Genomic DNA, 20,311 nt, shown 5'->3' with positions numbered 1-20,311 from the left:
CAATCGATAATTATCGATTGGCTTTTCTATTTTATTCCATTGGATACAATCAAAAAAGAATACTCCTCAAACAATTATCACTTTCAACAAATCACATCTAAAGTGTTTATGAAACGCATTGACTTGAGAAAGACACTATTCAAAATGGAAGAACAATAAAGTTTCAGCAAAAAAAAAGAGAGTCCGTTTGGACTCTCTTTTAAATATGTATAAACCTGGAATATTATTCCGCTGTTTCACGTGTAGAATAATTCAACTTTAACGAACTTGCTTTTCTAAGTTCTTGCTTAATGTCGATAATAATACCCATCTTGGTATATTGATCAACTTTAAGAGAAGTAGTCAACTTGTTTCGTAATTCCTCTTTTCTTGCTTCTCTTTCAGCAGCAATAAAAGCCTGAATATCATCAACTGTTGAAAATTGATCATTCAATTGAATTTGTGGTTCAGTACCCATCGTTTTTGCAAATTTTCTCATTGGAACACCTACATAGATGTTACTAACAAGATCCTTTTTTTCCAATTTCACGATTTCTTTTGCACTTGGAACCATGATATCTACATTCAATTCCACTTCACGCATAGTTGTACTAACCATGAAGAAAAATAAAAGCATGAATACGATATCAGGAAGAGAAGCTGTCGAAATTTCCGGAAGCTCCTTAGAACCACCTTTTTTAAATTTTCCCATTATTTTTTTCCTCCCACATTTTTAGGTTCAGCTTCAGAAATTTGCATTGGCACATAATCCCTAACAGCATCCTGCTGCTCCTCATTCAAGTCTGCATATTTCTTGTTCCACTTTTGCATTGCCTTCTCATCTTTTAATTCACGAGATGCTGCTGCAAGTTCGTCCTGTACTTTAATGTACATTTCGTAACTGGTTCCGCGGTCATTTTGCAAAGAAACCAAACCTTTTGAAACCATTACATCTCCAAAAAACGGGATTGTAGTAAGTTTTTTCTCAGGTAAATCTGCACTATTTAGCGGGTTCAGGATAAATTCCTTTGTTTTTTCGCGCAATTGCGAAATACTAAGAACTTCTCCATTAACCAATAAGTCATCGTTGCGGTTCACCAAAATAGCTAAAACATTACGTTGTTTAACCTTTGGTGCGTCTATTTCCTCTTCCTCTGGAATTGGTGGTAACTTTTTATAGATACCTGTATCAATGTCCATAGTCGTCGAAACCAAGAAGAAAATTAACAACAAGAATGCAATATCGGCCATCGAACTAGAATTAATCTCTGGTGTTTTTCTTGCCATAATATTATAATCTAAAGGTATATCGATCCGAAATTAAAACCCGGATCATTTACTTAACGTAATTTTCTTAATACTTCGGTCACAACAATAGCTGCAACTGTTCCAACACCTAAAATGTACATGGTGTACAATACAGTATCTGCAAATTGCAGTGCTCCAGGAGTGTTATCAGCACCGGTATAACCAGGAAGATCTAACAATGTTGCATCTGATAATGAATAAGCAATAAGGATTACCAATCCCAAACCAACTAATCCACCCAAACCTTTAACAGCTCCTTTAGGATTAGTCACTAACTGAATGATAGGAAAACCCAAAGCCAAACCAGCACAAACAATAAACAATGCTTTTGCCCACTGTATTAAAACATCAGTATAAACAGGTGTTTGATCCGCTTGATTTGGTAGATCACCACCTAAGTAAAACATGGCAACAAAAATTGCTGTTAGACCAATCATTACATAGGTGAGAATATTTAAATATTTACTCAATGTATTTGACATAGTCTAAAATTATTTTTTCATGTTGTATTTTACAAGGATATCAAGAAGAGAGATAGAAGCATCTTCCATGTTGTTCACAATACTGTCAATTTTTGAAGTACAGTAGTTATAGAATACCTGAAGGATCATAGCAACGATCAAACCAGATACAGTAGTAATCAAAGCAACTTTAATACCACCTGCTACAGCTGCCGGAGAAATAGTACCCATAGACTGGATAGAATCGAAAGCGTCGATCATACCAATTACAGTACCCATAAATCCTAACATAGGAGCCAGACCAATCATCAAACCAATCCAGGAAAGACCTTTTTCTAAAAGACCCATTTGAACAGAACCGTAAGAAACAACTGATTTCTCAACTACTTCAATACCTTCATCGATACGATCAAGACCTTGGTAGAAAATACTGGCAATAGGGCCACGAGTATTTCTACAAACTTCTTTAGCTGCTTCAACGCCACCGTTGTTCAATGCATCTTCAAGATTAGCGAACAATTTTTTAGTATTAGTTGTCGACATATTCAAGTAAATGATTCTTTCGATAGAAAGAGCTAAACCTAAAATAAGTGTTAACAATACAAAACTCATAAACATCGCACCACCTTGGATGAATTGTTTTTTCACAACTTGGTGAAAAGAAGTACTTTCGATAGCTTCCTCTTCCATTACCGGGCTTGCTTTTTCAACAACTTCTTCTGCAACTTCCCCAGCAACTTGCGTTGTATCTACGGTAGCTTGTTCTGCTGTCTCATCCTGAGCAAATACGTTTGTTGACGCTCCTAAGCTTAGCATCCCGATAACTGCTATAAATGCAAATAACTTTTTCATAGTCTGTTTTTCAAATTTTAATTAACGAAATTATTTTTTACAAAATTAAACGATTACGATCTCTAAAACAACTAATTACTTAGTTGAATATTCCTTTTATTAAGAAAAGTCTTTCTACATCTGTTTTCCATGATAATCATGAATTTAATTTTATGTAATACAGAAGGGACTAAACAGTGCACCAAATTACAAAAAAAATGTGAAAAACAAATAAACTATTGGCTTAATTCACCTTTCAAAGATTTATTTAAAAGGAATTTGATTTGTTCTGAATTTAAGTTTTTCCCCAACACATACATAAGTTTGGTTACCGCAGCCTCAGTAGTTATATCTCTACCACTAACAACACCTGCATGTAATAGCTCCAGACTAGTTTCATACAAGCCCATCTCAACACTTCCAGCAGCACATTGAGTAACATTATATACGATTATCCCCTTCTCGATTGCAGCTTTAACTGAGTCTATAAACCACTTATCTGTAGGTGCATTTCCCGCTCCATATGTTTCCATTATTACAGCTCTCAATCCTTTACTGTTAAGAATGGAGTCAACCACAGTCTTATTTATACCTGGAAATATCTTTAAGATCGCAATATTTAGATCCAAAGAGGTTGATATTTCTAGTTCTCCCACTTGACTGGGATAATGAATTGCCGAATAATTATAATTGATATGAATTCCAATCTTTGCCAGATCAGGATAATTATAAGAATGAAATGCATTAAAATGCTCTGCATTGTGCTTTGTTGTTCGATTGCCTCGAAAAAGCTTATTCTCAAACACAACACAAACTTCAGGCACCATAGCTTGTCCGTTTTGATAAGCCGCGGCAATTTCAATAGCTGTAATTAAATTCTCTTTCCCGTCTGTTCTTAATGTACCTATTGGCAATTGAGATCCGGTAAGGATAACTGGTTTCTGCAGATTATCCAGCATAAAACTCAAGGCTGAAGCAGTGTACGACATGGTATCCGTTCCATGCAATACAACAAAGCCATCAAATTTCTGATAATTCTCTTTTATTATTTCAACAATCTTTATCCATACCTTCGGATTTAAGTTTGATGAATCGATCAATGGCTCAAAAGCTATTGATTCCAATTTAAACCCAAATCCGTTCAATTCCGGAACCTGCTTTAGGATATGATCAAAATCAAATGGTTTCAACGAACCCGTTTCAGGATCGTTCACCATACCAATGGTTCCTCCGGTATATATTATTAAAATAGAAGTTTGTTTCTGTTCCATTTTACTTCAATTCAATATTGAATAATTTTTCCGCATTTGCACTTGTTATTTTGGCCACCTCATCTAAGCTAAGCTGATAAATTTCAGAAAGCTTACTTGCAATATGAACCAAGTACGAGCTTTCGTTTCTTTTTCCCCTCTTTGGCACAGGCGCCAGATAAGGGGCATCAGTTTCCAAAATCAGATGATCCAATCCAATAGATCCGACTGTTTTATCAAGTCCGGAATTCTTAAAGGTTACAATTCCATTAATCCCTAACAGAAATCCAAAACCAATTGCTTTTACAGCTTGCTCCGTATTTCCGGTAAAGCTGTGAAACACACCTTTTAAATTACTATTGCGATAAGATTCCAATATTTCAAAAATCTCATCGAATGAATCTCTGGCATGAATAACAATTGGAAGCTCTCTTTCAAGTGCCCAATTAATCTGAGTATCGAAAACAATTTGCTGTTCTTTCACAAAAGCTTTGTCCCAATACAAATCCATACCTATTTCACCAATCGCACAATAATCTCCTTTTGCAAGCCAGGCTTTACAATTCTCCAACTCTTCCCTGTAGTTTTCTTTTACTGATGTAGGGTGAAGTCCCATCATGGGCACGCACATATCAGGAAAACGTTTCACCAATCGATTCATTTTTGGTATCGATTCCGAATCAATATTAGGAAGCAGGATTTTCCCGATATTTACTTTCCTGCAATTTGAGATGATTTCTTCAATATCATCTTTAAAATCATCTGAATATATATGGGAATGGGTATCAATCAATTTCATCTTTCACAACTTTTGTGCAAACATATACAAACAGCAGTGACTTGCCAAACTAATAATAAGCGAATATCAATTAAAAAAAGCCGGCAAAGCCGGCTTTTATATAGTAGGCAATATAGTATATTATACGCAGCCTTGAGCCAACATAGCTTCGGCAACTTTTACGAAACCACCAATATTAGCACCTTTAATATAGTTGATGTGTCCATTCTCTGTTCCGAATTTAACACAAGTATCGTGAATATCTTTCATGATACGACCCAACTTCTCATCCACCTCTTCAGTAGACCAGTTGAAACGCATAGAGTTTTGTGACATCTCTAAACCAGACACAGCAACACCACCAGCATTAGCCGCTTTACCTGGAGCAAAAGCCATAGCATCCACTAAATAGAAAGCTGCATCTGCAGTACAACCCATGTTTGAAGTCTCAACAACATATTTACATCCGTTTGCTTCCAATAATTTAGCATCCTCTAAATTCAACTCATTTTGAATTGCACAAGGGAAAGCCAAATCAACTTTAACCTCCCAAGGTTTTTTACCAGGGAAGAATTTAGCACCAAATTTTTCAGCATAAGGAGCAACAACATCATTATTAGAAGCTCTCAAATCCAATAAATAATCGATCTTTTCAGCATTTAAACCTTCCTGATCATATACATATCCATCAGGACCCGAAATGGTAACAACTTTAGCACCTAACTCTACCAATTTAAGAGCAGCACCCCAAGTAACATTACCAAAACCTGAAAGAGCAACAATTTTACCATTTAAGGTTTCATTGTTTTCTGCCAACATATGCTGAGCGAAATAAACAGCTCCAAATCCAGTTGCTTCAGGACGAATTAATGATCCACCAAATTCAAGACCTTTACCAGTTAATACACCAACAAATTCGTTACGAATTCTCTTGTATTGTCCGAATAAATATCCAATCTCACGACCACCTACTCCGATATCCCCGGCAGGAACATCAGTATTAGGACCGATGTGTCTGCAAAGCTCAGTCATGAAACTTTGACAAAAACGCATAATTTCGTTATCTGATCTTCCTTTTGCATTGAAATCAGAACCTCCTTTTCCACCACCCATAGGTAATGTTGTTAAAGAGTTTTTGAATGTCTGCTCAAAGCCTAAAAATTTTAATGCACTTAATGTAACCGATGGGTGAAAACGTAATCCACCTTTATAGGGTCCAATTGCACTATTGAATTCAACACGGTATCCGCGGTTGATTTCTACTTCACCATTATCATTGATCCATGGTACACGAAACATGATTGTACGTTCCGGCTCACACATTTTATCAAGAATTTTCGCAGCTTTGTACTTAGGATTTGCATCATAAGTTTCCCAAACTGTTTCTACTACTTCTTGAACTGCCTGATGAAATTCTGCTTCTCCAGGAGTTTTGGCCTTTAGGCCTTCCATGAATTCATTAATCTTTGCTTCCATGCCAAACTATGTTATGAAATTAAATTAGATTGTGTTGTTTTAAATATTAGTTCTTGGTTCAAAAGTATATATTTTTTCATAATCGCAAATTAAATTAATATTTTTTTTACAACGTTTTCGTAAACTTTTTACAATTGATTATCAGCTACTTACAAAACCATCCTTTCTGCTCTACAACATTTATCAAAAAAAAATGATAAAATTCATGTATTCAAAGTGTAGATTTTCCCCGGAAGTGACTTTACTATGCCTTCAAATTCCAATTTCAGAAGTAAACTTGACACTTTACTCATCGGAAATGACGTTTTCAGACTAATGCTATCTATAGGCATGTTACCTTTCTCCTTAAGTACCTGAACAAGTGACTCTTCTTCGGGAGATAGCTCAATAAATAATTTTGTCTGAACCGTTTTAGGACTCTTATTCTTATTTTCCCATCCTAATATGTATTCCAAATCGGCAACACTCTCTATAAGGTGAGCCTGATTCGTTTTTATTAGTTTATTACAACCCGTAGAACTTTTATCAGATGTTCGGCCTGGAAATGCAAAAACATCTCTGTTGTACGAATTGGCAATATCGGCAGTCACCAACGAACCTCCTTTTGATGCTGACTCAATAACAATAGTAGCATCTGCCATTCCTGCAATGATTCTGTTCCTGCGAACGAAATTTTTAGGATCGAATTTACTTTTGGATGTGAATTCACTAATTAATGCCCCTTGGTTAACTATCTCCTCAGCATATCTTTTGTGCTGCGAAGGATATAGCATATGCAATCCGTGACCTATTGCAGCAACAGTTTTCAATTGGTTTCGCAAAGCTGCCTTATGGGCACAAATATCAACACCATAAGCAAGACCACTTATAATTAACGGCTTAACCTCCTTTTCGGATAAATCCTGTATCAGCTTATTGCAGATCTCCCGTCCGTAATCACTGGCATTTCTGGTTCCTACAATACTAATAGTACGTGCCGCATTAAAATCAGTATTTCCTTTATAATATAGCGTGCAAGGCGAATCGGCACAATTTAAAAGCCTTTGCGGATAATCTTTCTCTAAATAGAAACTAACACGAATATGATTATCTGCAATAAACTTTAACTCTTCTTCAGCCAACTGAATCGCGTTATCCCGATCCAGCTTATCAATAAAAGATTGTCCGATTCCCGGAATTTTTAGCAGATTTTGCTTTTTCTCCTTAAACAGCCCCTCAACACTTCCGGTATAGGCAATTACTTTCTTTGTATTAACCGGGCCTATCCCATTCAAAAAACTAATAGCTATTTTGTAAATATCCTCCATATATTCATCCAATTAAATAAACGAGGACTAATTTACAAAATATTTATAAGGTAAAGGTTGTTCCTATTGTAAAAAATCCTGCATTTCCCCAACCCAATTCTGCAAAAATGCCGAATTGATTTGAAAAATAGTAACGGGTGCCCAGCAAAACACCGAGATCGAAAAGCAATTCGTTATTTCTGTTGGTTTTAACAGTAGGAATATTTCCTCCATCTAATCTGGAAATTGAAGATTTTCGATTCTCCAGAGAAAGCCCTGTTTTTACACTGGCATACATTTCAATCCCATTGTCAGGTGCAATATTCATTTCGGAAAGCCAGCCATTCAACTCATAAGTTAATACCGTTCCAAATCGATAATAGCTATATTTTACCTCATCAAAACCCAAGTTGAACTCATGCTTTTGCCCTGCATAACCCACATAAGCACCAATACTTAAATCAGGCTTCCAGTTTTTCTCCAACTGAATAATGAATGATGGCGAGTTGGTTTCATCAGAACCATTAAAGTTGTGATCAAACTTCCCATATTTTCCTAAAGGAATTCCAATATTAAGTCTTACATCATTTTTCTGAGCCAATATAGTAGTTGGCAATACAAGCACCACAATCAACAGTGCTAACTGACATTTAATTCTTTTAATCATGTTATAATAATCTTCAATAAAGGATTTACAGAACTGATAACGCATACAAATCTGTTTTAGTACGCTCCACCGCAAAAGTAAATCTTATTACTTTTTTTTGGAATTCTTTTGCAATGATTTAATCATTTCCGCCTGACTAAATTTTGTAAGAGAAGAGATACTAACTGATGGGTATTTTGCCAATCCTCTTTCTGTTTGCTGATACAAAGTAACTTCAGGCCGTAAGCCAAACAGTTTTCTTTTTAAATCGAAATGAGACAACTGACTTTTGGGAATTTCAATAGATTTGAACTTCTGATGAAAAGGGTGCAGCGGATAATATCTCAAAATTATTTTCTCTTCTGATTCCTGATAGATAATATAGTTCAAATTGAGCGATAAACTAAGTGCGATGCAGGCAAAAACGAAACCACTGATTGCTCCGAAAATTGGATAAATCGGCTTTGCCTTTAAATAAATTAAAAGAATGCTTACCGCCAGATATAAAAAGATAAACACGTAGTAAAAAAGCTTAATCCAGGCTGCGCGATTTTGATTGTTTATGGTCATTTTGATTCTAAAATTGAATTTAATCAAAGGTAAAAACTAAAGTGGAGTTCAGCAATGAAAATCCAGGGATCTGAAAAATAGTTTCTCATTTCAAATCATAAATGCAGTTTTTACTAATATATAATGAATATTTACTCAGACTTTTTTATTTTTACCCGGAATTATCCCACACTATATCAAGTAAGTAATTGTAGAATAATTAAGTGAGGAGGGGGTGAATGTTCCACTTCTTCTGATTTTTCGCGTCTTACAGACAGAAAAACGGAATGAAATTGGATGTTTTCGTACTCCTGGTTTGGAAAAAGAAAATAAAATGGAAGTAAGACTTCAGGAAGCAAAAGATTCGATAAGAGACGTAATTGATTTTCCTAAAACGGGAATCGTATTTAAGGATATCACAACCATGTTGAAAGATGATAAACATCTGGCAACTTTAGTCGACACTCTTTACAATCAATATAAAGACAAAGGAATAACAAAGGTTGTTGGTTTAGAAAGCCGTGGTTTTATTTTAGGAACAGTTTTAGCCTATCGTTTAGGTGCTGGTTTTGTTCCAGTAAGAAAACCTGGTAAATTGCCCTCGCCAACTTTCTCTGAGAAATATTCTTTGGAATACGGAGAAGATGAAATTTTTATCCATCAGGATGCTTTAGATTCTGACGATGTAGTTTTGCTGCACGATGATTTATTGGCAACAGGCGGCACAGCAAAAGCTTCTATCGATTTATTGAGTCGGTTTAATTTGAAAAATGTTTTCGTGAACTTTTTGATAGAACTTGACTTTTTGAAAGGCCGTGATAAATTGGCTACTCAATATGAAGTTGATTCTGTATTCCACTTTTAAATAAAGCATAAAAATTATCATTCAGGTCATCTTAACCCAAAATGGTTTTGATGACCTGATTTGTTCTATCCCGGTATTTTACACAGACAAAACTGAGTTCGATGCAATACTCCATTTCGAAAAAAAATAATTTACTGGAAGGAAGAATTGTTCTTCCCGCCTCTAAAAGCATTTCAAACCGAGTTCAAATTATTAATGCTTTGAGCTGCAATTTTGAGCCGATTAAAAATCTTTCGGATTGTGATGATTCAAAAGCAATGCAGAGCATTCTAAATTCCAACACCAATAGTTTTGATGTTGGACATGCCGGAACCACCATGCGCTTTTTAGCTGCATACCTCTCTAAAATTGTTGGCGAATGGACCTTAACCGGTTCGCACAGAATGAAGGAAAGACCCATTGGTGTTTTGGTTGATGCTCTAAACTCAATAGGCGCTCAAATTACCTATTTGGAAAAAGATGGTTATCCGCCGCTTAAAATTTTTGGATCGAACCTTACCGGTGAAGCAGTAGAGCTAAAGGGAAACACCAGCTCTCAGTACATTACTGCATTGCTTTTAATTGCGCCTACGCTTGAAAAGGGATTGCGGATTAAACTAAGCGGAAAAATCGTTTCGCGTTCGTACATCGAAATGACTCTGAATATTATGGAAGAGTTTGGTGTGAAATCGGAATTTAAAGGACAGGAAATTTTTGTGGCCAATCAGGCTTATCAGCGAATTCCGTATGTGGTTGAGGGCGATTGGTCGGGTGCATCGTACTGGTTTGCTTTTATGGCTTTGGCCGATGAAGGAAAACTGTATTTAGATGGATTGAGACGAAACAGTTTTCAGGGTGATTCCGGATTGGTTCCGGTTTTTGAGAAACTAGGCGTTAAAGCTCAATTCTCGAAACGGGGAATGTTCATTGAAAAGATGGCAGCCAATTGTACAAAACTAAAGTTCGATTTTAATCAGATGCCCGATTTGGCTCAGACATTTGCCGTTTGTGCCTGTTTAAAAAACATTCCTTTCCACTTTACCGGCTTAGAGACTTTGAAGATTAAAGAAACAGACCGTATTTTTGCTCTGATCACCGAATTGGGAAAATTAGGTTACGTTCTTACCGAACCGGACGAAGGCGAATTGGCCTGGAATGGTGAACGAAAAGCAGAGGAGGAAAATATTGCGATCGAAACTTACCACGATCATCGGATGGCCTTGGCATTTGCCCCCATCGCACTGGTTCGGCCAAATGTGGTAATTGATTCGCCCGACGTGGTGAAAAAATCGTACCCTAACTTTTGGGAACAACTAAAAGAATTGGGTTTTGAAGTGAAGGAATAAATCCTATATGATATTAGAAACAACCCCGTTAGAGCTAAGCCTAACGGGGTTGTTTTATAAACTACAGTCATTTAAATCTATTTGATCTAAAATAAGCCTGGCACTCTCGATTTCAGTGTGGGAATCAATTATTAACCACACTGAGAACGACACTTAAAGTGAGCTCCTCAATATTTTAATAACCTGAACCACCTTGTTGTCTATGGCTATATCCTGATGGTCTAAAACTGCGGTAAGCACAAGTTGATCATACACTAGTTATAAAATATAAGTTTGATGTACATCAAGTTTTATTTTGATGTACATGAAACTTATTTTTGATGTACATCAAAATATATTTTAATCGGTATCAAAAATTCAAAAGATAATGAAAACAATACCGAAAGGTACTTAAGGAATGATTTACAGATAAGGATCCTACTCTTTGGTCTTCAGCAAAAGTAGGTTCAAAACACAACTCTCTAAATGTTTCAGGCAACTGGAAACTGTTGAGTTGGCGATTTTGAATCGTTCGCATCCAACGAAACTCCTTTAACAGGAGGATAACTGATACTGAAAATCCACATGCAGTCAAGTCACCCCCCGACATGGACGGCATGCGTGAAGGATTGCAGTGGAAACCCCACAGCTGGGGTTGGATTTGTGTGTTGGGGCGAGGAGTTGGAACATAAAGCCTGACCCGAAGAACTGAGGGACACGCCCAAAATAATTGGCAATTAATAATGCACAATTTCTAATTGCACCTCCGTTTTCCGGATCGCATCAATAGAAAATAAAAAAAGGAGAAACTCCCCAAAGCTTCTCCCATACTTACAATAAATGTATCTGATCTAAAATTATTGTCTGATTGCTGTCTCCAAACCAATTTTTATCATGGTATGAAGTGTTGTTTGGCGCTCTTCGGCACTTGTCTCCTCGCCGGTTAGGATATGATCGCTAACGGTAAGAATTGCCAAAGCTTTCGCCTTGTTTCGAGCTGCGATTGTGTACAAAGCTGTTGCTTCCATTTCTACTGCTAAAACGCCGTAATCTGCCCAAATTTTAAATGGTTCAGGATTATTTTCTAAATCGTGATAAAAAATATCGGACGTTAATGTACTGCCCACTTTAATATTTACCCCTTGTTCGGTGGCCGCCTTATGGGCATCGCTCAACAAACCAAAATCGGCACATGGAGAATAATCCATGCCTTTAAATAAGTTCTTATTGATGGCTGAATCGGTACAGGATGTCATCGCCAAAATTACGTCGCGAACATGCACATCTTCGTTAAATGATCCACAGGTTCCGATACGAATCAGGTTTTTTACACCATATTGCGTAATCAGCTCATGAGAATAAATTGAAATTGACGGTACGCCCATTCCCGTTCCCTGCACAGAAATGCGCTTGCCTTTATAAGTTCCTGTGAAACCCAGCATGTTTCTTACTTTATTGTAACAAACCACATCTTCCAGAAAATTATCGGCTATGTATTTTGCCCGTAAAGGATCTCCGGGTAAAAGGATAGTTTCAGCAATATCGCCCATTTTGGCTTCATTGTGTGCACTCATGATATATTGATTTATAGATTTACAAATAAAGATAATGGATTTCCGGCAAGGATCACAAGAACCAAACACAGAAACAGCATTATATACTATTCAGTTTCGAAAAAAATATGGATATAAATTGGTTGGATGGTAGTTTGGCAGGCAATCGTGTTAAAAAAGTAGAATTATCCCAACGATACTTTACGAATCACTTTTTTACTTACCGCAGGCAAAAATAATAATTTTATCGGACTTTGCTCCTTTTTATTTTACACTTTTCTCCGTTTTCTATAGTGACATTCTTTTACGGGCAAAGAAGTCGCGAATTAAAGCTGCACTTTCCTGTTCCATAATACCAGAAACTACTTCGGTTCTTGGATGCATTGGGTTGGGCGAAAAACGGGTATATCCTCTTTTCTCATCTTTTGCACCGTATACAATTTTTGAGATTTGCGACCACGCCAATGCACCTGCACACATATTGCAAGGTTCAAGAGTTACATATAAAGTACAGTCTATCAAATATTTTCCCCCCAGAAAATTAGCTGCCGCAGTTATGGCCTGCATTTCGGCGTGAGCGGTCACATCATTCAACCGCTCTGTAAGATTGTGCGACCGTGCTATTATTCTATTGTTGCACACCACAACGGCGCCCACCGGAATTTCATCGGCCTCGAAAGCTTTGTGGGCTTCCTGCATGGCCTGTTTCATAAAATATTCGTCGGAAAACGGAGATATAACTGACTCTTGGTTCATATTAGTAAAGATTTGAGATGTGAGATATGAGAAAGAATATTTTATCCATAACTACTGCAAACGGTTCATATTGTAATTGTCCGAAAACAGAGCTGCAAACTACTGCTTTCATACAACTTAAGATCTAATTTTATTTCTTATCGCTAAAATTTAACAATCTATTAATAAAAGCGTATTCAGTTTCGCAAATTGTTAGTAATTTCGCAAAGTTAACAAAACCAATAACAAAGAACGAGGTTGATAACAGAAAGCTGTTGGTGATTAGCCACTGCAATTGATATTAATAATTGTTCGACAGTAAATCTAAAGAAACAGACCTAAATAACAGGAATCAGCTAATGGCTAATAACTAATAGCTTGTTAAATCATAAAATGGTATAAGATGTACAGGACTCATACTTGTGGAGAATTAAGAATTCAGAATGTAAACGATACGGTAACACTTAGTGGTTGGGTGCAAAAAGCACGTAACCTGGGGGGAATGACCTTTGTTGATCTTCGTGATAGATATGGCATTACTCAGTTTGTTTTCGATATGGAAAGCAATACTGAATTATGCGAAAAGGCAAGAAAATTAGGCCGTGAATTCGTTGTTGCAATTACCGGTAAGGTTGCTGAAAGACAAAGTAAAAACGACAAAATACCTACAGGAGCTGTTGAGATTATTGCTGGTGATATAACTATTTTGAGCAAATCGGCAATTCCTCCTTTTACCATTGAAGACAATACCGATGGTGGTGATGAATTAAGAATGAAATATCGTTACCTCGATTTGCGCCGTTCTTGTGTTCGCGAGAATTTAATTTTGCGTCACAAAATGGGCATCGAAGTTCGTAACTATTTGGATCAGTTGAATTTTATTGAAACAGAAACTCCTGTATTGATAAAATCGACTCCGGAAGGTGCGCGTGACTTTATTGTTCCTTCAAGAATGAATCAGGGTGAGTTTTACGCTTTGCCGCAGTCACCTCAGGTATTCAAACAATTGTTGATGATTTCCGGTTTCGACCGTTACTATCAAATTGTAAAATGTTTCCGCGATGAAGATTTACGTGCCGACCGTCAGCCTGAATTTACACAGATTGATTGCGAAATGGCCTTTGTTGAGCAGGATGACATTTTAGATACTTTTGAAGGATTGACCAAACATTTATTCAAGAAATTGAAAGATGTGGAGATGAACTTCAAATTCCCAAGATTGGATTACGCTGACGCCATGGAATTTTATGGTAACGATAAGCCTGATATCCGTTTTGATATGAAGTTTGTTGACCTAAGTGTAATTGCTAAGGGTAGTGATTTCAAAGTTTTTGATGAAGCCGAATACATCGGGGCAATTTGTGCTGCCGGATGTGCTGCGTATACCCGTAAACAATTGGATGCGCTGACCGATTTTGTGAAAAAACCGCAAATTGGAGCCAAAGGATTGGTTTACCTAAGATACAACGAAGATGGTTCGTATAAATCATCGGTTGATAAATTTTACACTGAAGAGCAATTGCAGAAATGGGCGGAAGCTTGTAATGCAAAACCAGGCGATTTGATTTTGATTTTGGTGGGTGAAAAAGCCAAAACATTGCCTCAGCTAAGCGAACTGCGTTTGGAAATGGGTAATCAGTTAGGCTTGCGCGATAAAAATGTTTACGCACCGCTTTGGGTTGTTGATTTCCCTCTTTTAGAGTGGGATGAAGATTCAGAACGTTTCCATGCCATGCACCATCCATTTACTTCGCCTAAAAAGGAAGATTTCCATATGCTGGAAACTGATCCGGGTAAAGTTCGTGCCAATGCTTACGATTTGGTTATTAATGGTGTTGAAATTGGCGGCGGTTCTATTCGTATTCACGATACAGAACTTCAGGCCCGTATGTTCAAACATCTTGGTTTTACCGATGAAGAGGCACAAGCTCAGTTTGGTTTCCTGATGAATGCATTTAAATATGGTGCACCACCACACGGCGGCATCGCTTTTGGATTTGACCGTTTGGCATCTATGTTTGCAGGTATCGAATCAATCAGAGACGTTATTGCATTCCCAAAAAACAATTCGGGCCGTGATGTAATGATTGATTCTCCATCGCCGATTGCCGAAGCACAAATGATTGAATTGGGTCTTGACTACAGAAAGAAGTTGAAGTAAGGATCTTTAAAAATCAGTACAGGCTCCGATCAAATGATCGGAGCTTTTTTTGTGCCTTTTTCTAATTTAGACGCTGATTTCAAAACAACACGGAAAGTTTAAAATGGGACGCAGATTACTTATGAAAAAAAATGATAGACACAGAAAAACTGTCTGGAAAAAACCGTTAAAAATGCACCAAACAGCTTAGTTATCCGTCACAAATTCTCTTCGCCGATCACAGGCAATAGTCATTAGTCCCTAATTTTAGATATGAATCCCAAACATTTGAAAAGAACCCAATTGGGGATGTATACTTGTATCGAAAACAAAATGATTTTAACCTCGATACAAATGAAAAAGACGATTTGCCTAATGGGATTTTTATTGCTGAATTTATTTCTGCTGAATGCTCAAATAAAAATATCAGGTAAAGTAACAGATGAAAACAAACAAGCTTTACCCGGAGCGAATGTATATATAAAAGGAACAGTTGAAGGCGCCTCAACAGATACTGAAGGTTTCTTCCAATTTGAAAGTACATCGAATGGAGAACAGGTTTTAGTGGTGAGTTGTCTGGGATATCAAACACATGAAAAGAAGGATCTAATTACCAATTTAAAAGGTCTGATTATTATCATGAAGCAGGAAGAACTTGGTTTGGATGAGATTGTAGTTACTGCCAGCACATTTAGCATTGGAAGAAGCCGTACGGTAGAAAAAATGAATGCTCTTGATGTGGTTTTAACAGGAAGTTCGAATGGTGACATTTACGGAGCCTTGCAAACTCTTCCCGGAACTCAAAAAGTAGGTGAAGATGGTAAACTTTATGTTCGCGGAGGAGAAACCCGGGAAAGTCAAACATTTATTGATGGAATGCACGTTTTGTTCCCATATACCTCAACAGCCCAGAACACTCCTGTCCGATCGAGATTTTCTCCCTTCCTGTTCAAAGGCATCAACTTATCATTAGGAGGATATGATTCTGAATATGGTCAGGCTTTATCATCCATATTGCCTATGGAAACAAAAGATGCAGCCTCGAGCACAAAAATTGGCGTAAATGCATCGCCATTGAGCATTGGTGGTGGTGGTACTTATGCCTGGAAAAAGACATCTGTTTCGGCCAATGTGAATTACACAAACAAAAGCCTTTACAGCAAAGTATTTCCAGATGACTATCAATGGAAAAAGGATTACAGATCATTAGCCGGTGAAGTGCAGATCAGATCACAATTAGGAAGGAATTCTGTTCATAAATTGTATTTAGGAATTGACCGAACAGCTTTTATTAGAACCATAACCGATGATTTGAACAATACTCCAACCCGTAATTTTGACTTAGCCCGAGACAATTACTACATCAACTCCACTTTTGCAACCCGAACAAAGAACAATTATCATTTATTTTTGGGGACTGCTTACTCCTACGCATCAAACAAATATAAAAATACAAATTTGGTTGGTGATGCATTTACCGATCACGAAAGTGAACTTCATGCGAAAGCCAAAATTGAAAAAAGCATCTCTAAATTTTATAAACTACGCGGAGGCTTAGAAGCATATTTAAAAAACCACAGCCAAACCTATGAAGATAACTTGTCGGCCATTTTAATGGATAATGATTTACAACGCAATTTATATGCAGGTTATCTAGACAATCAGTTTAAATTGAAAAAGTATTTGTACGCAAATGCTTCTGCAAGAGTGGAGTATTCTGAACTACTAAATAGTTGGAACTTAGCTCCCCGACTTTCATTGAACTACATAAATAATGGTTTTCAAGCATCTGCAATTGTTGGAAAATACTTCCAGGAACAGGAAGATGGTGTGTTGTTCTCAAAAAATAATATTGGACAACAAGAATCTTGTATGCATTACATTTTAAGTGGTTCTTACGAACTTAATGGAACGGTTTTAAAAGTGGAATTGTACAAAAAAAAATACGAAGGATTGGGTTTGCTGCAAAATAATGCCTATTCCTCATTGGGATACGGCAAAAGCAAAGGAATTGATGCGTATTTATCCGGCGAAAGCAGTCCGCTTCGACTAAAATATACCTTGGCATACTCTTATAACGACTCAAAAAGATTATTCAAAGATTACGCTGTTGAATCGGTTCCTCTATTTTCGACAAAACACAATGCCAGTTTATCACTGCGCTATTCAATCCCTGCTTTAAAAGCTTATGCCGGACTAACATATTCCTATGCCAGTGGAAGACCTTACAACAACCCAAACAAAGCAGGTTTTATCAATTCGAAGGCTCCTGAATACCATAGCCTGGATTGTAACATGACCTTTCTTTTAAGTAAGAATGTAATTCTCTACTCATCTGTCACCAATGTTTTAGGCAGGAAAAATGTATATGGATACACTTATTCGAACGCAACAAACACAGAGGGGATTTACAATCGCAAACCAATAGTCAATTCAAGAAAGCAATTCTATTACGTGGGCATTTTTATATCGCTAAAAAGCGATTCAGCCTATGATGTATCAAGCTTTTAACAATCAATAAATAAAAAACCAACAAAATAAATTCTAATCATTTAATACTAAAGAATATGAAACGTCCATGGCAAAAGTGTTTTGGCACACAGGGGATGATTATTCCCGGCATGGAAAGTTCCATATGGCAAAAACCTAAAATTATAATCATATGAAAAAATTATGCGTAGTACTCGTTTTTATGGTAATGTTATTAAATCAGGCATTGTGCACAAACCAAATTGCAACTAATGAAAATACAAAATCTGAGTTTTACCAAATTCTGGGAAGCAGTCTTTCCAAATTAAGTACGGCACAAAATGAAGCAGACCTTCTCTCTGTTGTGAATGAAATAAAAAGATTGGAAACTATGTTTCCTGATGAATGGCTAACAACTTACTACATCGCCTTTCTTGATTTGAAAGCATCCTTCTCTGCACCAATAGAGAAACAAGAGGTGTTGCTAAAAGAGGCTTTGCTTAAAATTAAAAATTTAAAACAAAACAAATCGGCCAATTTATCGGAGGTTTATACTTTGGAAGGCTACTACTACCTGGCAATAATTGCTCAAAACCCAGCTCAAAACGGGCAAATTTATTACAAAGAAGTAATTACGGCTTACAGCAAAGCAATTGCTTACAATGGAGAAAATCCACGCCCCGTGCTATTATTGACTTTGTTTAAAAACAGAATGGCTCAATTTACGGGTGCCGATCAATCTTCTTTTTGTGAGGATTTAAAAAAAATAGAATTGATGTTTTCAACCTTTACGCCAAAAACCAAATTGGATCCAAATTGGGGAGAACAACAATTGAAAACGGCTCAGCAAAATTGTCCAAGTCAAGAGTAATTTCAACTGATTCGTTCAAACTTAAAGATTGGATGATGGATTCATCATCCAAATCTCTAGTATATTATTTTTTGAAATTCAGGAACATATTTTCTCGAAACGGGTATTGTCTGCTCGTAATTTTTCAAGAGAATTTTATATCCGTTCGAATTTCCTTTTGCCGTCTTTATTTGGTTTAAGTTGATCAAGAAAGAGCGATGACATTGAAAGACAGCATCATTTTGTACCTGATCGACCAGGTTTGTAAGCGTGTTACGAATACTTGTTGTTTTTACAAGTCCATCGACTAAGTAATAGATGTGGACATGATTTTTAATTGCTTCCAAAAACAGGAAATTATTTATTTCGATTGTAAAATCAGACTCCGTTTTGTTTGCATTCTCAAAAGTGATCGGGCTGTTGTGCTCCATTGTTTCACCACTCCGTCCTTCTTGAATAATCTGACTCAAATTATTCTTAAGCGCCCTGTTGTAACGAATTAAAACCATTCCGGTAATTGGAAAAATGCCAATCGCGCTTGTTAGTAATAAGGTATACAGAAAAGACCATGCATTTACCTGAAAACCATTAATAATCAATGATAAATAATACAAATTCGATAAGGAAATTAAAATCAGAAGGAAAAGGATGTACCCTATTTCTTTAAGAACAGTCCACTTTTTATTGAAAAGTTGATGAAGCTGTTTTTTGACGAAGGTATTCATGAAAAGCAGACACAGAAAAGTGATCGTGCCAAATCCCAACGACGCGATCATTTTGTTATTTTCATAACTGTAAAACCCAAAAGGCTGAAAAATATACAGAATTGCGCTTACAGCTATTCCAATAAAAAAAAGATGTTTCAGATTTAATACCGAAAATGGGTACTTTCTATTAATGATTTTTATTTGGCTTAAGTTCATTATGTGGGCTCAATACGAATTTGTTATTGGACATAAATATAAGAAAATTTCCAGTTTATTTTTTGAGTTCAAATTAAAGACAGCCATTCTTAATTTACGGAAAAAACCCATCTTCTTATCAACAAAAAAGCCCCGACAATATCGAGGCATTTTGTTTTGATCCTTTCAAGATCTATTCCTTTTTCTTCTTTCTCTTGATTTTCTTCACTTTTTTACCATTCTGATCATCAACCTCTACTTCTACTGTAATATCTACATCCTTGTCCTTTTCAATCCACATTTTCTCATCACCAGAAGTTTTAATTTTGATGATTTTATAACCATTCTCTTCAGTCACTTCAACGTCATCAGAATCGTTGATAATAAAAACTTTCTCTCCTTTTTTACCATGAGATTCAATCATATGCATTTTATGATCTCCTCCTTCCAGCATTTCAATATGAATATCCTTTTTAATACATGAATCGCCGCCATGAATAATTACATTTCCATCCTCATCCGAAATTCTGATTTTATTCATTACTCTCATCTCCTTAGCATCGCAAGCTGAATCTGATGAAAAAACAAATGTCTTCATTATTCTCTTGTGCTTGCCATGATTCTCATCCCCATCATCAGAGATCCAAACATGATGCTTTTTTATCAGAGAATCCGATATTCCCTTTAATTCCATCATTTCAAACATTTTTTGGTGACCATCAGCATCATAAAAGACAGTATCGATAACTGTTTCTTTCCCATCTTCAATAAGCTTAACCTTTACATGCGTTTCATGTTTTTCATCTTTTTTTTCTTTCTTCTGAGCCAAAGAGCTTTGAGCAGCAAAAACTGCAAAACAAACCAGCAACAAATAGAGTGATAAACGTTTCATAACTTATCTTTTAGGTTCAAATAATAATTTCTACAAT

General features: G+C 36.4%; 19 protein-coding genes. 5 read left to right on the top strand and 14 right to left on the bottom strand.

The annotated features are described in order from the left end of the window. Positions 1–223: 223 nt before the first annotated feature. The 10 genes from ACHZAX_RS01240 to ACHZAX_RS01195 form a co-directional block, all read right to left on the bottom strand. Positions 224–691 (bottom strand): ExbD/TolR family protein, encoded by a 468-nt coding sequence (locus tag ACHZAX_RS01240; protein WP_101309445.1) that lies wholly within the window; start codon positions 689–691, stop codon positions 224–226. Beyond that, positions 691–1,266, bottom strand: coding sequence for an ExbD/TolR family protein (locus ACHZAX_RS01235; RefSeq protein WP_101309446.1), 576 nt, complete (start codon positions 1,264–1,266; stop codon positions 691–693). Before ACHZAX_RS01235 ends, ACHZAX_RS01240 begins: the two co-directional genes overlap by 1 nt. A gap of 53 nt (positions 1,267–1,319) precedes the next feature. Continuing rightward, positions 1,320–1,769: a hypothetical protein gene (locus ACHZAX_RS01230; RefSeq protein WP_101309447.1), complete on the bottom strand. Its 450-nt coding sequence runs from the start codon at positions 1,767–1,769 to the stop codon at positions 1,320–1,322. Between the two features lie 9 nt (positions 1,770–1,778). Next, on the bottom strand, positions 1,779–2,600 hold the full coding sequence (locus tag ACHZAX_RS01225) for a MotA/TolQ/ExbB proton channel family protein (protein WP_101309448.1): 822 nt from the start codon (positions 2,598–2,600) through the stop codon (positions 1,779–1,781). A 215-nt stretch (positions 2,601–2,815) separates the two neighbouring features. Further along, positions 2,816–3,850: an asparaginase gene (locus ACHZAX_RS01220; protein WP_101309449.1), complete on the bottom strand. Its 1,035-nt coding sequence runs from the start codon at positions 3,848–3,850 to the stop codon at positions 2,816–2,818. Between the two features lies 1 nt (position 3,851). Next, positions 3,852–4,628, bottom strand: a complete 777-nt coding sequence (locus tag ACHZAX_RS01215) for a TatD family hydrolase (protein WP_320017735.1) — start codon at positions 4,626–4,628, stop codon at positions 3,852–3,854. A 120-nt stretch (positions 4,629–4,748) separates the two neighbouring features. Beyond that, on the bottom strand, positions 4,749–6,083 hold the full coding sequence (gene gdhA, locus ACHZAX_RS01210; protein ID WP_101309451.1) for an NADP-specific glutamate dehydrogenase: 1,335 nt from the start codon (positions 6,081–6,083) through the stop codon (positions 4,749–4,751). A 203-nt stretch (positions 6,084–6,286) separates the two neighbouring features. Further along, positions 6,287–7,390 (bottom strand): DNA-processing protein DprA, encoded by a 1,104-nt coding sequence (gene dprA / locus ACHZAX_RS01205; RefSeq protein ID WP_320017734.1) that lies wholly within the window; start codon positions 7,388–7,390, stop codon positions 6,287–6,289. Positions 7,391–7,433: 43 nt separating this feature from the next. Next, entirely contained in the window at positions 7,434–8,081 is a 648-nt protein-coding gene (locus ACHZAX_RS01200) for a hypothetical protein (protein WP_320017733.1), read from the bottom strand. Positions 8,082–8,123: 42 nt separating this feature from the next. Then, positions 8,124–8,585 (bottom strand): hypothetical protein, encoded by a 462-nt coding sequence (locus tag ACHZAX_RS01195; protein WP_101309454.1) that lies wholly within the window; start codon positions 8,583–8,585, stop codon positions 8,124–8,126. A 313-nt stretch (positions 8,586–8,898) separates the two neighbouring features. On the opposite strand from ACHZAX_RS01195, the gene ACHZAX_RS01190 reads away from it, so the two are divergent. Beyond that, positions 8,899–9,429, top strand: coding sequence for an adenine phosphoribosyltransferase (locus ACHZAX_RS01190; RefSeq protein ID WP_101309472.1), 531 nt, complete (start codon positions 8,899–8,901; stop codon positions 9,427–9,429). A 101-nt stretch (positions 9,430–9,530) separates the two neighbouring features. After that, positions 9,531–10,754: a 3-phosphoshikimate 1-carboxyvinyltransferase gene (locus tag ACHZAX_RS01185; protein WP_320017732.1), complete on the top strand. Its 1,224-nt coding sequence runs from the start codon at positions 9,531–9,533 to the stop codon at positions 10,752–10,754. 836 nt (positions 10,755–11,590) lie between these two features. Here the strand turns inward: ACHZAX_RS01185 and deoD are convergent. Together deoD and ACHZAX_RS01175 are read right to left on the bottom strand one after the other, a co-directional pair. After that, the gene (gene deoD / locus ACHZAX_RS01180; RefSeq protein ID WP_101309457.1) at positions 11,591–12,307 is read right to left on the bottom strand and encodes a purine-nucleoside phosphorylase; all 717 of its coding nucleotides are present in this window, start codon (positions 12,305–12,307) and stop codon (positions 11,591–11,593) included. Positions 12,308–12,574: 267 nt separating this feature from the next. After that, positions 12,575–13,042: a nucleoside deaminase gene (locus ACHZAX_RS01175; protein ID WP_101309473.1), complete on the bottom strand. Its 468-nt coding sequence runs from the start codon at positions 13,040–13,042 to the stop codon at positions 12,575–12,577. Between the two features lie 382 nt (positions 13,043–13,424). Here ACHZAX_RS01175 and aspS point away from each other — a divergent pair, with 382 nt between their 5' ends. The 3 genes from aspS to ACHZAX_RS01160 all read left to right on the top strand — a co-directional run bounded on the left by aspS (position 13,425) and on the right by ACHZAX_RS01160 (position 18,501). Next, positions 13,425–15,182, top strand: a complete 1,758-nt coding sequence (gene aspS / locus ACHZAX_RS01170; RefSeq protein WP_320017731.1) for an aspartate--tRNA ligase — start codon at positions 13,425–13,427, stop codon at positions 15,180–15,182. A 333-nt stretch (positions 15,183–15,515) separates the two neighbouring features. Then, positions 15,516–17,672 carry a TonB-dependent receptor gene (locus ACHZAX_RS01165; RefSeq protein WP_320017730.1) on the top strand — a complete coding sequence of 719 codons (2,157 nt, stop codon included), beginning with the start codon at positions 15,516–15,518 and terminating at the stop codon, positions 17,670–17,672. Between the two features lie 151 nt (positions 17,673–17,823). Further along, positions 17,824–18,501, top strand: a complete 678-nt coding sequence (locus ACHZAX_RS01160; RefSeq protein ID WP_320017729.1) for a hypothetical protein — start codon at positions 17,824–17,826, stop codon at positions 18,499–18,501. Positions 18,502–18,557: 56 nt separating this feature from the next. Here ACHZAX_RS01160 and ACHZAX_RS01155 read toward each other — a convergent pair whose 3' ends face one another. Together ACHZAX_RS01155 and ACHZAX_RS01150 are read right to left on the bottom strand one after the other, a co-directional pair. Next, entirely contained in the window at positions 18,558–19,256 is a 699-nt protein-coding gene (locus tag ACHZAX_RS01155; RefSeq protein WP_180327267.1) for a LytR/AlgR family response regulator transcription factor, read from the bottom strand. Between the two features lie 319 nt (positions 19,257–19,575). Further along, entirely contained in the window at positions 19,576–20,274 is a 699-nt protein-coding gene (locus tag ACHZAX_RS01150) for a hypothetical protein (RefSeq protein WP_320017728.1), read from the bottom strand. Between the last annotated feature and the right edge of the window lie 37 nt (positions 20,275–20,311).

The sequence above is a fragment of the Labilibaculum manganireducens genome (genome assembly GCF_963665805.2).
GTDB lineage: Bacteria > Bacteroidota > Bacteroidia > Bacteroidales > Marinifilaceae > Labilibaculum > Labilibaculum manganireducens.
The sequence above is the reverse complement of the archived record's forward strand: the minus strand, read 5'-3'. Positions and strand labels throughout refer to the sequence as shown.

What these genes read in the sequence shown, in the direction of transcription:
- ACHZAX_RS01240 (WP_101309445.1), bottom strand. Translation starts at nt 691, where the DNA reads ATGGGAAAATTTAAAAAAGGTGGTTCTAAGGAGCTTCCGGAAATTTCG.
- ACHZAX_RS01235 (WP_101309446.1), bottom strand. Translation starts at nt 1,266, where the DNA reads ATGGCAAGAAAAACACCAGAGATTAATTCTAGTTCGATGGCCGATATT.
- ACHZAX_RS01230 (WP_101309447.1), bottom strand. Translation starts at nt 1,769, where the DNA reads ATGTCAAATACATTGAGTAAATATTTAAATATTCTCACCTATGTAATG.
- ACHZAX_RS01225 (WP_101309448.1), bottom strand. Translation starts at nt 2,600, where the DNA reads ATGAAAAAGTTATTTGCATTTATAGCAGTTATCGGGATGCTAAGCTTA.
- ACHZAX_RS01220 (WP_101309449.1), bottom strand. Translation starts at nt 3,850, where the DNA reads ATGGAACAGAAACAAACTTCTATTTTAATAATATATACCGGAGGAACC.
- ACHZAX_RS01215 (WP_320017735.1), bottom strand. Translation starts at nt 4,628, where the DNA reads ATGAAATTGATTGATACCCATTCCCATATATATTCAGATGATTTTAAA.
- gdhA (WP_101309451.1), bottom strand. Translation starts at nt 6,083, where the DNA reads ATGGAAGCAAAGATTAATGAATTCATGGAAGGCCTAAAGGCCAAAACT.
- dprA (WP_320017734.1), bottom strand. Translation starts at nt 7,390, where the DNA reads ATGGAGGATATTTACAAAATAGCTATTAGTTTTTTGAATGGGATAGGC.
- ACHZAX_RS01200 (WP_320017733.1), bottom strand. Translation starts at nt 8,081, where the DNA reads ATGCGTTATCAGTTCTGTAAATCCTTTATTGAAGATTATTATAACATG.
- ACHZAX_RS01195 (WP_101309454.1), bottom strand. Translation starts at nt 8,585, where the DNA reads ATGACCATAAACAATCAAAATCGCGCAGCCTGGATTAAGCTTTTTTAC.
- ACHZAX_RS01190 (WP_101309472.1), top strand. Translation starts at nt 8,899, where the DNA reads ATGGAAGTAAGACTTCAGGAAGCAAAAGATTCGATAAGAGACGTAATT.
- ACHZAX_RS01185 (WP_320017732.1), top strand. Translation starts at nt 9,531, where the DNA reads ATGCAATACTCCATTTCGAAAAAAAATAATTTACTGGAAGGAAGAATT.
- deoD (WP_101309457.1), bottom strand. Translation starts at nt 12,307, where the DNA reads ATGAGTGCACACAATGAAGCCAAAATGGGCGATATTGCTGAAACTATC.
- ACHZAX_RS01175 (WP_101309473.1), bottom strand. Translation starts at nt 13,042, where the DNA reads ATGAACCAAGAGTCAGTTATATCTCCGTTTTCCGACGAATATTTTATG.
- aspS (WP_320017731.1), top strand. Translation starts at nt 13,425, where the DNA reads ATGTACAGGACTCATACTTGTGGAGAATTAAGAATTCAGAATGTAAAC.
- ACHZAX_RS01165 (WP_320017730.1), top strand. Translation starts at nt 15,516, where the DNA reads ATGAAAAAGACGATTTGCCTAATGGGATTTTTATTGCTGAATTTATTT.
- ACHZAX_RS01160 (WP_320017729.1), top strand. Translation starts at nt 17,824, where the DNA reads ATGAAAAAATTATGCGTAGTACTCGTTTTTATGGTAATGTTATTAAAT.
- ACHZAX_RS01155 (WP_180327267.1), bottom strand. Translation starts at nt 19,256, where the DNA reads ATGATCGCGTCGTTGGGATTTGGCACGATCACTTTTCTGTGTCTGCTT.
- ACHZAX_RS01150 (WP_320017728.1), bottom strand. Translation starts at nt 20,274, where the DNA reads ATGAAACGTTTATCACTCTATTTGTTGCTGGTTTGTTTTGCAGTTTTT.